Here is an 11,533-nt window from a genome sequence, read left to right on the forward strand (position 1 = left end):
ATCGAGACGATGGCGATGGTCGAAGAGGTGCCGGCCGGCAGATCCGTACAGGAGGCCGCATCTGTACGGGAGTCCGCAGGGGCGTCCGCACGGGAGCCGGTGCCGGACCGGATGACGGGCCGGCTGCGACTGGTGCTCGTCGTGCTGCTGATCGCGCAGTTCATGCTCGCCGTGGATTTCTCGATCCTCAATGTGGCGCTGCCGGTGGTCGGCCGGGGACTCGGCTTCTCGCTGGCGAACCTGCAGTGGATCGGTACGTCCTTCGCGCTGGCCGCCGCCGGGTTCACGCTGCTTTTCGGCCGGATCGCCGACATCGTCGGCCGCCGCCGGCTGTTCCTGGCCGGCCTGGCGGTGCTGGGCGCCTCCTCACTGATCGGCGGGCTCGCTGTCGACCCGGCCATGCTGCTGATCGCCCGGGTCGCCCAGGGCCTGGCGACCGCGGCCGTCACCCCGGCCGGGCTGTCGCTGCTGACGTCGTCCTTTCCCGAGGGCCCGCTCCGTGACAAGGCGCTCGGTCTCAACGGCGCCCTGATGTCGGCCGGCTTCACCGCCGGCGCGGTCCTCGGCGGGGTGCTGACCGACCTGCTCTCCTGGCGCTGGGCGTTCTTCGTCAACGTCCCGGTCGCCGTCGCGGTGCTGATCGTCGCTCCGCTGGTCATCACCGAGAGCCGGCCCGCGGTCCGCCCGCGGCTGGACGTGCCCGGCGCGGTCACGGTCACCCTCGGCCTGCTCGCGCTGGTCTTCGGGCTGACCACCGCGGGGGAGAAGGGCTGGGGGGACCCGATGGGCCTGGTGTCCCTGGTGACCGGCGCGGCACTGCTCATCGCGTTCTATTTCGTGGAGAAGGGCGCGTCCGCGCCGCTGGTGCCCGTGGCGATCCTCCGGCGCTCCACGGTGATCTGGGGCAACCTCGCCGGCCTGATCGCCTTCGTCACCGAGACCTCAATGGTCTTCCTGATGACCCTCTACCTGCAGAAGGTGCTCGGCTTCTCCCCACTGGCCGCGGGCCTGTCCTTCGGAGTACTGGGCCTGGGCACGGTCACCGGCGGTGTGCTCGCCGCCCGGGTGATCGGCCGGATCGGCACCCGGGCCGCCCTCGTGACCGGCGGCGTCATCCAGGCCGCCGCGACGCTGGCGCTGGTCGCTCTGGGTGACGATCGCGGCTGGATGGGGCTGCTGCTGGCAGGCACCTTCGTCGGAGGCGTCGGCAACATGCTGGTGATCGTCGGCTTCATGGTGACCGCCACCTCCGGGATTCCCGACGCCGAGCAGGGCACGGCGACCGGCCTGGCCACCATGACCCAGCAGGTCGGCATCACCATGGGCGCACCCGTCATGAGCGCGATCGCCACCGCCGGGATCACCGTCTCCTCCAGCACCGGCGCGGTACTGGACGGCATCGGGAACGCGGTCCTGGTGAACGCGCTCATCGTGCTGGCCGGCGCGATCCTCGCCGCCCTGTTCCTGCGCGGTGCGCGGAAGGCGTGACCCGGCGGCCCCCAGTTCCGGCAATGCCTCCCGGTCCCGGCGGCTCCCAGTCCCCGCAGTGCCCCCGGTCCCGGCGGCTCCTGGTTCCGGCGGCGCCCCTCTCACCTGGGGCGCGCCGCCGGAGCCGCCCAAGCGGGCGGATCCGCCGCGGAAGCGGAGCACGTGCTATCGTAGTTCTCAGTTGCAGTTGTGGTACCCATGAAACTTTGTGTGCACCTGACGGATACAACGTTCAGGTGCATTTTGTTTTTCCGGTCATCTCCGGATGGGCTCATTGCGGCGACGCGGAATACGTGAAGTGCGGATTCCGGCTGTGCCCCCTATCAGAGGAGATTTGACATGGCTACTGGCACCGTGAAGTGGTTCAACGCGGAAAAGGGCTTCGGCTTCATCGAGCAGGACGGCGGCGGCGCTGACGTCTTCGCCCACTACTCGAACATCGCCACCCAGGGCTTCCGTGAGCTCCAGGAAGGCCAGAAGGTCTCCTTCGACGTCACGCAGGGCCAGAAGGGCCCGCAGGCCGAGAACATCGTTCCCGCCTGACGCTGACAAGAGCTAAGCCAGGGCCCGCACCTCACGGTGCGGGCCCTGGCCGTTGCCCGGACTTCGTTCTTCGTCCGGAAACCGTTCACCACCCGGACCCGATGGGTCCGATATTCCGGCCGCCGCTTCTCAGCAGGCGCCGTTCCATCGGAGTACACGGCGCGGATATTCCCGCCGGACTTCGCATTCGTCATTTGCTTCGGTTCGTTCTTGCGATTTCTTGCGCGGCTGCCGGCCGCCGAGCCTTCCTCGACACGCGCCGCATCGAGGAAGGTTCCGCATGAACCGCACCACGCGCTCAAACAGCCCCTACTCCCGCAGCAGCAGCCGCTCCAGCAACACCGCCGGATTCAGCGGCCGCTCCCGCTCGCAGTCCTCGAACCGCTCCGGCGGCTCCGGGCGCCGTCCCGCCGCGCTGCAGGGCGAGTTCGCGCTGCCGGTCACCATCACCCCGGCGCTGCCCGCCGTCACCAACTTCGGCGACCTGGACATGCCGGTCGAGCTGCTGAAGATGCTCACCAGCCTGGGGATGAACGAGCCCTTCCCGATCCAAGGCGCGACGCTGCCGAACTCGCTGGCCGGCCGCGATGTGCTGGGCCGCGGGCGTACCGGCTCGGGCAAGACGCTGGCCTTCGGCCTGGCGCTGCTCGTCCGCACCGCCGGACAGCGTGCCCAGCCGCGGCAGCCGCTCGCCCTGGTGCTCGTACCGACCCGTGAGCTGGCGCAGCAGGTCACCGACGCGCTCACCCCGTACGCCCGCTCGCTGCACCTGCGGCTGGCCACGGTGGTCGGCGGCATGTCGATCGGCCGCCAGGCCAGCGTGCTGCGCGGCGGCGCCGAAGTCGTCGTCGCGACGCCGGGCCGGCTCAAGGACCTGATCGACCGGGGCGACTGCCGCCTGGACCGGGTGGCCATCACGGTCCTGGACGAGGCCGACCAGATGGCGGACATGGGCTTCATGCCGCAGGTCACCGCCTTGCTCGACCAGGTGCGCACCGACGGCCAGCGGATGCTGTTCTCGGCCACGCTGGACCGTAACGTCGACCAGCTGGTGCGCCAGTACCTGCACGACCCGGTGGTCCACTCGGTGGACCCCTCGGCCGGCGCGGTCACCACGATGGAACACCACGTGCTGCACGTCCACGGTGCCGACAAGCGCGCCACCACCACGGAGATCGCGGCCCGTGACGGCCGGGTGCTGATGTTCCTGGACACCAAGCACGCCGTCGACCTGCTGACCCGCGAGTTGCTGGCCAGTGGCGTACGGGCGGCGGCGCTGCACGGCGGCAAGTCGCAGCCGCAGCGCAACCGCACCCTGGAGCAGTTCAAGACCGGCCACGTGACGGTGCTGGTGGCCACCAACGTCGCCGCCCGCGGCATCCACGTCGACAACCTCGACCTGGTCGTCAACGTCGACCCGCCGAGCGATCACAAGGACTACCTCCACCGCGGCGGCCGTACCGCCCGCGCGGGGGAGTCCGGTGTCGTCGTCACCCTGGTGCTGCCCAACCAGCGCCGCGACATGACGCGCCTGATGGCCGACGCCGGCATCACGCCGAAGACGACCCAGGTCCGCTCCGGAGAGGCGGAACTGACGCGCATCACCGGTGCGCAGGCCCCGTCCGGAGTCCCGGTCGTCATCACCGCTCCGGTGTCGGAGAGCGCCAAGCGCAGTGCCGCCTCGACCCGTGGCCGCCGCAGCCGTACGGCCCAGGCCCGCCGCGCCGGTGCGCCGGACCGTTCCTCCCGGCCCCGCACGACCGCCGTCTGACCGCCGCCGGTCACGCACGGACGGTCGGGCACTGACGGTTTCGGGCACTGACACCACGTAAAGAAGCCGGGCCCCGCGATACGCGGGGCCCGGCTTCTTTACGCTGCCGCGGGCAGCCGCGGCAGCGTCAGGCGAGAGTGTCGTCCGCGAGCGGCTCGGGCGGGGCGATGGGGTCAAGCGCTTCTTCCACCCCGTCGGCGAGATTCAGTACCTGGTCGGCGCCGGTGAGTTCGAGCGTGCGCAGCAGCTGCGGGCCGGCGGCGGCCAGCACCAGGTCGCCCCCGCGGTCGTGCAGGTTCTGCCGGATGGTCAGCAGAAGACCCAGCCCGCGGGAGTCGCAGAAAGTGAGCTGCCCGCAGTCCAGCACCAGGCGGACCTGGCGCTCCTGGATCAGATCGCCCACGGCCGTCGCCAGGACGTCCTCGCTGTCGAGGTCGAGCTCGCCGACCAGGGCGAGTACTTCGACATCTTGGCTCCGGCCGTGCCGTACGGGCCGCACCTGCAGCCGGTTCATGGTCGTCTCCCGAAGGTCGAGATCGCAGGGTATTGAGGTGACCGAGCCGCCCGACTCCACCGGAGGAGGGACGGCCGGCCCCGTGGTGACGCAGCGCGGAAGGCAGCGTACCTGGCTTGCCGACGGATGATTTCGACAACCACGACTACCCCGGAAGACCGGCTCGAGGAAGCCCTTCGCCTCAACGAGGAACTCCGCCGCCAGGCGCGCTCCCCGGAGGCTGCCGACGATTCCTGACCGCTCGCCGGTGGAACTGTCGTCGCACCTCGCCGTCCGATGATGCTGTCACCGTGAGGGAGAAACGGTCATCGGATGACGTAGTACTCGGTGCCGAGAAACAGCTCGCGCAGGACAGGGTCTTCCATGGCCGCGATGCGCGCTCCGCGCCTGAACTCGGACTGATGAGCTTGTACGGCCGCCCACTTGGTGTCGAGCCAGGGCCGGACATCGGTGACGAGGTCCACCTGGGCATCCGGGAGAGCCGGCCAGGGATCGATGGCACCTGCTTCCGCAAGGTTGGAAAGAGCGGACTGCGGCAGGGTCACCAGCCGTAGTTCCGGTACGGTCCACGGTTCGATCGCCGGATACAGCGCCGGATGGGCACTGGCTTCCACGGCTGCCACCGTCGCCCGGTGGACCGCGATGTGATCAGGGTGTCCGGACGCGCCGAAGGCGTCGTAGGTGACGAGGAGGTCCGGCCGGAACTTCCGGATGCGGGGGGCGAGTTGATCGACCAACTCACCCATCGGCGCGGCGCACAGGCTGCCGGTGCCCGCTCCTTCCGGACCGGAGTCGCGGTAGTCCAGGACAGCCAGCTCAGTGATGCCCAGCAGCCGGGCGGCCTCCTTCAGCTCATCTACGCGCGTGCCGGGCGAAGCGGACGACCGGCCGTTGGCCAGGACGCCATCCGTGCAGGTGATGAGCGCCGATGTAGTGCCGTGCTCGGCTGCGCCGGCCAGCAGGCCGCCGGTCCAGATGGACTCATCATCAGGGTGGGCATGGACGGCCATCAGCCGACGCGGTTCGCTCACGATGTCCCCTCCTCCGATCCGTTCGCGCTTCACGGCCGCAATGGTGCCAGGAGTTCCTCCGCGGCGGGGTAGGGAACCTCGGCGGGCAGCAGCCGTTCCGCGGCGGTCAGGTCGCCGTCGCGCACGTGTGCGTGGATCTCCTGGGCGAGTGGGGTCACGTCGGTGATGGTGAGCGTCCACTCATCGGCGTACCGGCGTGCGGCCTCGCCCGTGAGGCCGAGCTGCAGGGAGCGGTGCGGCAGCGGCCGCAGGAACAGATCCCGTTCGGGATCCCATTGGACGCGGGCCGGGGCACGTTTCAGGTCACGCTTCCAGGCGGCAAGGTCAGTGTGCAGCCCACGCTCGTAGTGGGAGAGGCACGCGTGGCGCAGCGCCCACTCGAAGCCCTCGCGGGTGATCTCGACGGCGAGGACGGTCTCCTGGTCCTCCTTACCGCCCCAGCCGCAGCGGTACATCATCCAGAGAAACGAGGGCTTGATCCAGGTCATCCGGGTCCGCTGCCAGGCAGCCGGAAAGCGGCCCGTACGAGCGGCGGGCAGGCCGATGGCCGGCGGGTACGCCTGGTAGACGGTGACCGTCGTCGCCGTATGGAGCGCGCGGATGCGGTGTTTCGGTTCTTCCACGAGGTAGAGGGTGCGGCCACCTGGTCCGGGCGCGCCATCGCTTTAGCGGCGGCAGGCCGTGATTCACGGTCGGCCAACAGAACCTGAACCAACCAGTCCTGAATAGATGTCACCCGGCCTACACTGAGTGAACAGCACCGTCTGACAGGGGCCGACGGCCTGTGAACCGGCGGGGGGATTTCCTATGGCCGTCCGTCAATTGCCGCCGACCACCGCGCCGCTCGTCCGTGGACGGGGCAGGAGCGCGGGTGTGCTGCTGCAAGTCTCCAGATACGGGCCGCTGGCGGCCGCCTACGCCGTCTTCCAGTCCTTGGTCGGCGTGCTGCCCGACTACCTGTCCGGAGACGTGGCGCGCTACCTGCTCGCCGGATCCGCGGGGCTCTCGGCCGGGGCGCTGGTCCTGCTCAGCGCACTGCTCGCGAGGTCGCGCGCCGAGCAGCGGACCGCGGCGCAGGCGCTGCCCGGCGCGGGCGTCGACCGCTCGCCGGGCTCCCTCGCCCCGATCATGACGGGCGCGGCGGAGGCGCTGCTGCGCAGCCGTTCGGCCGTGGACGATCCGCAGAAGGGACTGCTCACCGGCTGGTCGCACTTCCTCGAGGAGGGCGAGGCCGGGCAGCGTCCCACGGCCATCGGTACCGCCTACGGCCTGCACATCGTGCTCACCCTCGGGCGCACCGACGGCCTGCTGGACGCCTCGGCGCTGGTGGACACCTTGTGGCGGCTCCGCCTCCCCGACGGCGGCTGGGCCGCGCGTACCGGAACGGGGGTCAGCCGTCCGGAGGTGACCGCCCTCGTGCTCGGCGCGCTCAGCCGGGCGGGGGCCGACAGCTCGCGGATCGCCGATGCCGTCGGCGCGCTGGAGCGGATGCTCGATTCGGGGGAGGACCCCGAGGGGTTCTCCCGAACCTATGTGGTGGCCACCGTCATCCGGGGCCTGCTCCGGGCTGCTCCGCGATCCCCCGCCCTGGTGCGGCTGCGCAGCGAACTGGTCGCCGGCGGGGTCACCGATCCGGAGAACGAGGGCCTGCTGTGCTGGGGCCATTCGCTGCGCACCGGGACGAGCTCGCGCTACCAGTCGCTGCCCTCACCCGCCCATACCGCCCACGCGGTGCTCGCCCTGTCGAGAATGAGCCGGGTCCTCGGCGAGGAGGGACGCTCCCGGCACGCCCGTGAGCAGGGCATCGAGTGGCTGATCCGGAACGAGAGGATCGAACCCCAGACCGAACACCTTCGCCGTCCGCCCTCGCCCCCCGCCCAGGGGGTGGACCACGCCATGATCAGTCACTTCACCGCCGGCTGGGTCGCCAAGGCGCTGATGAGCGCGGGGCCGGACGTCGCGCAGGCCGGCCCGGTCGCCGCGGAGCGGTTGCGCTCCCGGCTCGAGGCCGCCGTCGCCGAAGTGCACGCGCTGCAGAAGGACGGAGTGTGGGAATGGAAGAACGACCGTGAGAGCCAACCGCTCTGGATGACCTGCCAGGGCCTGGCCGTGCTCTGGTCCTGGGCCCTCTGCGGATCGGGAGTGAACCAATGACGACCCGCCAGTTGCGCATCGTCAGCTGGAACATCCGCGAGGGCGTGCCCGTCCGCGACCCGGGCGGTACCGTCGATGACGCGCTGGCGGAGATCGTGGCCCGGCACCGGCCGGACGTGCTCGCCGTGCAGGAGGCGGCGTTCGGACCCGACGGAGGATCACCGCTGCTCGACGCCGTGGCCCCGTCGGCCGGTCTGCCGCACCGGCTCTACTTCCCCTACTCTCCGGCCATGCACGTGCCGGGAGCGCAGGCCGGCCTCGCTCTGCTGAGCAGGGAACCGTGGACCGCGAGCACCCGGTCGCTCCTTCCCAACCCCGGCATGCGCCAGGTCACCGAGGGCCGGGAGATGGTCAGTTGGGACAAGGGGATGCTGTTCGGGCGGCTGGACCTCGGCGGACAGGAGGCGTGGATCGGCTGTGTGCATCTGCATCCGTTCCACCTCTTCGGAACCGAGCCGGACGACCCCGCCGTGCGCGGTGTCTGGGCGGGACTCGCCGAATTCATCAGGGAACTGCCGCCCGGCCCCCTGGTGGTCTGCGCCGACCTGAACAGCGAGCGAAGGAGTCTGCTCATGGACCGACTGCCGGACCGGCCGCTGCAGAGCGCGGTCACCGCCGGGACGTCACGCATCGGCATGGCGGTCGACGACGTCCTTTTCGGACCGCAGTTCATCCTGCAGGAGAGCGCGGTGCACTACGGCTTCTCCGACCATGCACTGTGCGTGGTGCAGTTCGAGCTCAAGCCATGAGCGCCCCCGGCACGATCGGCGTGGTGCGCCGGATCCTCGACGGCTCGCTGGGCGACCGCCGGAAGGGTCCGTCCCTGGCGCAGGCCGCTCTCGGCGCGCTGCGGACACTGGGCCGCGACGGGCTGATCGTCCCCCTCGTCGAGGCGCTGATCGAGGACGCGCTGACCCAGGACGCACTGACCCAGGACGTACTGGTCGGGGGCGCGTTGGCCGGGGGCGCGCTGTCCGGGCAGGTCCCGTCCGCCCCGTCGGACACATCGGCCGCCCGCGCCGGGCTGTCATACCGCCACGCGCTCGGCTTCGAGAAGCTCATGCTGCTGGTCGGCTGGCCGGACTACATGCTGCGCGTGCATATCTGGCCGCCGTCCGCCGAAGGGGAGCGCGAACAGGCCCCGGAGCACATCCACAACCACCGCTTCGCCTTCGGTTCGGCCGTTCTGCTGGGCGATCTGGAGATGCGGCTCTATGAACCCGATCCCGGCGGGGAGCTGTTCTCGGCCTACGAGGAGCGGATCGGGGCCGAGGAGTGGCTGATGCACCCGCGCGGCTCCGCCCGGCTGCGGCTGCGGGCGGACCTGCGGCTGGCGCGGGGGACGGAGTACTGCCTGGAGGCGGACACGCGGCACCAGATCGTCCGGAATCCCGGTGTGTGCACGGTCACGCTGTTCCTGGAGACGGCCACCGAGCGGGCCAGGACCGACGTCTACGGCGGGCCTCGTACGCCGGCCCCGGCGACGGTTCCCAAGCATGCGCTGAGCGTTGCCGACTACGTGGCGGCGTTACGGGAACTGAGGTCGCTGCTCTGCTGAGCCGCGTCGAGGGCCTGCCGGATCGTGCCCAGATTGTGTGCGTCGAGGCCGAGCAGCTCGAGCTCGTCGAGCGGCAGCCACCGGTGGTCCTGGTCGGATGCGGGCAGCACGATCTCGAGGGTCAGCGGGCGCACCAGGAAGTTCGACTGGACGTTGTGCACGGTGCGGCCGTCCCACTCGCTGACGAACGTCCGCTCGCCGGCCGCCGCGATCACCTGCCCGTCGAGCCCCGCCTCCTCGCGCAGTTCCCGGAGCACGCCGTCCTCCGGACGCTCCGCCGGCTCCAGCTTGCCGCAGGGAACGCCCCAGACCCCGGGCAGGAAGCGCTCGCGCAGACTGCGGCGCACCACCAGCACACGGTGCTCGTGCAGGACCACCGCCGCGGCGAGGCGGTTGTGCAACGTCATCGGCTTCTTGTTCGTCGTCCGCATCTCGCTCCACGGTTCGCAGTCCGGGCGGGCGACCGGCCCACGCGGCTGTGCTGGGCGGTGTGCCCAGGGAAGGGTGCCCAGTCTGCATGAAGGCCGTGCATCCAGTGGCCGAACAACGCGAGCCGGAATTCGCGCCGGGGTTCGTGCCGGGGTTCGCCGCGATGTGCGGGAGGGGCCCGTGGGGCCGCTGTGCGGATCGTGCGGTGCCGCCCCGCGCAGGTCAGGGCGATCGGCCGCGCTCCGCAGAGCTCTTTGGAGAATGCGCGAGCGCTCGCTGCCGCGCGGCTCCGGGCGTCAACCCTGGCCGATGAGCCCTCACCCGGTCAGTGGGCGCGAGGCATTCTCCCCGGCATCAGGGCAGTTGGTCGTTGTGGCCGCACACCCAGGCCAGCGCGTCGTGCACTCCCTGGACGTAGTCGCGCGGAACGGTCCGCTGGGTGAAGTCCGCCAGTTGCACCACCGCGGCGTCCGCCTCGGCCGTCAGCATGGCGATATCCGGCACTCCGTCGCAGGTGGCGCCTGTGACCGGAGCTGGGTCCCCCCGCCCCAGCGCCCACAGATAGCCCGTCAGCGCGCCCCGGGAGAGCTGCGTCTGCTGGGCCGGTCCCGCAGCGACGGCCTCCAGCTCGCGATGCGCCTCCTCGACGTCGGCGCGGCGCCTGGTGCCCACGGTCCGTTCCTTCTTCGGCTCTGCTTGTTGAGTGGTCATACCTGTACGTCTGTCCCCTCCCCTGCCGCTGATGTGTGCCCGGGAGGGGACATCCTGAAAGGCGTCAGGAGACGCCGTGCCGCCCCAGGTGGTCCGGTAGGAAAGCGCCCGGACCCGCGGTGGTGGACCATCCCGATCCGTGCGGGTCAGGAAGGGTCGTGGCTGACTTCGGATGCCATTCGCGGGTGGACCACTCCCGGGTAGAGCCGGGCCCGGGGCACCGGCTCCGCGACGCCGCCCTGGGGCACCATCTCGACGACGCCCCAGGGGCTGTCCGGCAGGATCACGGTCACGACGTACGAAGCCGAGCAGCCCGTGCAGTCGTACTGGTCCTCCCAGACCTCCACGTCGACCAGGCTGCCGGGGTTGCGTGAGACATGCCGGTGCAGGGCGTGGCACCGGCCGCACTTCTCGCCGGGCTCACACGTGCTGCCGCACGGGCAGGGCAGGTCGAGCCGGCTGGCGGGGCGCCAGCGCTGGACGCGGCAGGCCTCGGCCGTCTGTGAGGTGTGGCGCAGCGCCAGCAGATTGCGGGCGGCGACGTTGTACGTCTCACCCGTCGCGGCCATCCGGTCGCGGATCACGTCCTTGCGGGCGCGGTTCGTCGTCATGCAGTCCTCCAGCGGTTTTCCACGCGGTCCCGCAGAAGACCGGGGATACCGGACTGAGGCGATGGCGTGAGTCGATGACCCTTGTCCTCACCACCATGGCCAGTCAGCGCGGCCGGGGGTCGGAACAGGCAGACGCGGCTGCCACGCTCCACGGTACCCGGAATCGGCGCGGACGATCGCCGCCCCCCGCGGGAGCGGGCGGCGGTGGGTGGCGTCACGCGGTGGCGGGTCTGCGGCGGAGCCCCCCGATGTCAGACCTCCGGGTTAGGTTCGGTGGCATGACTGAAGCCGTTGCGCGGCTCGCCGGCGCCGGGAGCGTTGCCCCGGACTATCGCCACCATTCCAAGCTGATCACGCCCGCCGATGATCTGAGTGTCCGGGGTGCGTACCTCAAGTGGTACGACATCCGGTCCCCGGGCACGCAAGTCACCGATGAGATTCGCGACGAGGCCAGGGCGTTCCTGGCCTCGTCGGCCGAGTCGGGCGACCTCGCGTTCCAGGACGAGCTCGGTCTGGTGATGCTCCACCTCTGTGGCGGCGAGGTCCGCCTGCTGCTGGCCTGCACCTGGCGCAACGAGAACGAGCTGTGGGAGACCGTCTACGCCAAGCAGGGCGACGGGAGCTACGAGATAGTGCGTCCCGGCTCGCACAAAGCCACCTACTGCGTGTGGGAGTTGGGCGCTGTGTGGCACGAGCAGCAGGCCTGGACCCGCTATCTCTACT

At 70.6% G+C, this 11,533-nt stretch carries 13 protein-coding genes; 7 read left to right on the forward strand and 6 right to left on the reverse strand.

The genetic code is table 11. From position 1 onward, the window contains the following. Positions 1-111 precede the first annotated feature (111 nt). The 3 genes from QMK24_RS33265 to QMK24_RS33275 all read left to right on the forward strand — a co-directional run bounded on the left by QMK24_RS33265 (position 112) and on the right by QMK24_RS33275 (position 3,802). Positions 112-1,488: an MFS transporter gene (locus tag QMK24_RS33265; protein WP_283470604.1), complete on the forward strand. Its 1,377-nt coding sequence runs from the start codon at positions 112-114 to the stop codon at positions 1,486-1,488. A gap of 339 nt (positions 1,489-1,827) precedes the next feature. Then, positions 1,828-2,031, forward strand: a complete 204-nt coding sequence (locus tag QMK24_RS33270) for a cold-shock protein (protein WP_037915390.1) — start codon at positions 1,828-1,830, stop codon at positions 2,029-2,031. A gap of 280 nt (positions 2,032-2,311) precedes the next feature. Next, positions 2,312-3,802: a DEAD/DEAH box helicase gene (locus tag QMK24_RS33275; RefSeq protein ID WP_283470594.1), complete on the forward strand. Its 1,491-nt coding sequence runs from the start codon at positions 2,312-2,314 to the stop codon at positions 3,800-3,802. A gap of 127 nt (positions 3,803-3,929) precedes the next feature. Here QMK24_RS33275 and QMK24_RS33280 read toward each other — a convergent pair whose 3' ends face one another. From QMK24_RS33280 to QMK24_RS33290, 3 genes are all read right to left on the reverse strand, one after another. After that, positions 3,930-4,316 carry an STAS domain-containing protein gene (locus tag QMK24_RS33280; protein WP_283470595.1) on the reverse strand — a complete coding sequence of 129 codons (387 nt, stop codon included), beginning with the start codon at positions 4,314-4,316 and terminating at the stop codon, positions 3,930-3,932. Positions 4,317-4,621: 305 nt separating this feature from the next. After that, positions 4,622-5,347: a PIG-L deacetylase family protein gene (locus QMK24_RS33285; RefSeq protein ID WP_283470596.1), complete on the reverse strand. Its 726-nt coding sequence runs from the start codon at positions 5,345-5,347 to the stop codon at positions 4,622-4,624. A 29-nt stretch (positions 5,348-5,376) separates the two neighbouring features. After that, positions 5,377-5,970, reverse strand: a complete 594-nt coding sequence (locus QMK24_RS33290) for a DUF4291 domain-containing protein (protein WP_283470597.1) — start codon at positions 5,968-5,970, stop codon at positions 5,377-5,379. Between the two features lie 250 nt (positions 5,971-6,220). Between QMK24_RS33290 and QMK24_RS33295 the strand changes: the two genes are divergently transcribed. From QMK24_RS33295 to QMK24_RS33305, 3 genes are read left to right on the forward strand one after another with little or no spacing between them, the layout of a single operon-like run. Continuing rightward, positions 6,221-7,501: a prenyltransferase/squalene oxidase repeat-containing protein gene (locus tag QMK24_RS33295; RefSeq protein WP_283470598.1), complete on the forward strand. Its 1,281-nt coding sequence runs from the start codon at positions 6,221-6,223 to the stop codon at positions 7,499-7,501. Next, positions 7,498-8,250, forward strand: coding sequence for an endonuclease/exonuclease/phosphatase family protein (locus QMK24_RS33300; RefSeq protein WP_283470599.1), 753 nt, complete (start codon positions 7,498-7,500; stop codon positions 8,248-8,250). The genes QMK24_RS33295 and QMK24_RS33300 overlap by 4 nt, the downstream gene beginning before the upstream one ends. Further along, positions 8,247-9,059: a hypothetical protein gene (locus QMK24_RS33305; RefSeq protein WP_283470600.1), complete on the forward strand. Its 813-nt coding sequence runs from the start codon at positions 8,247-8,249 to the stop codon at positions 9,057-9,059. The genes QMK24_RS33300 and QMK24_RS33305 overlap by 4 nt, the downstream gene beginning before the upstream one ends. Here the strand turns inward: QMK24_RS33305 and QMK24_RS33310 are convergent. The 3 genes from QMK24_RS33310 to QMK24_RS33320 form a co-directional block, all read right to left on the reverse strand. After that, positions 9,017-9,490, reverse strand: a complete 474-nt coding sequence (locus QMK24_RS33310; RefSeq protein WP_349307872.1) for an NUDIX hydrolase — start codon at positions 9,488-9,490, stop codon at positions 9,017-9,019. The genes QMK24_RS33305 and QMK24_RS33310 overlap by 43 nt on opposite strands. A 352-nt stretch (positions 9,491-9,842) precedes the next feature. Beyond that, entirely contained in the window at positions 9,843-10,160 is a 318-nt protein-coding gene (locus QMK24_RS33315) for a hypothetical protein (protein WP_283470601.1), read from the reverse strand. 185 nt (positions 10,161-10,345) lie between these two features. Then, positions 10,346-10,810 (reverse strand): hypothetical protein, encoded by a 465-nt coding sequence (locus tag QMK24_RS33320; protein ID WP_283470602.1) that lies wholly within the window; start codon positions 10,808-10,810, stop codon positions 10,346-10,348. A gap of 278 nt (positions 10,811-11,088) precedes the next feature. Here QMK24_RS33320 and QMK24_RS33325 point away from each other — a divergent pair. After that, positions 11,089-11,533: hypothetical protein (locus QMK24_RS33325; protein WP_283470603.1), on the forward strand; the 445-nt coding region annotated here is incomplete at its 3' end.

The sequence above is a fragment of the Streptomyces sp. PH10-H1 genome (assembly GCF_030063355.1).
Classification (GTDB): Bacteria; Actinomycetota; Actinomycetes; order Streptomycetales; family Streptomycetaceae; genus Actinacidiphila.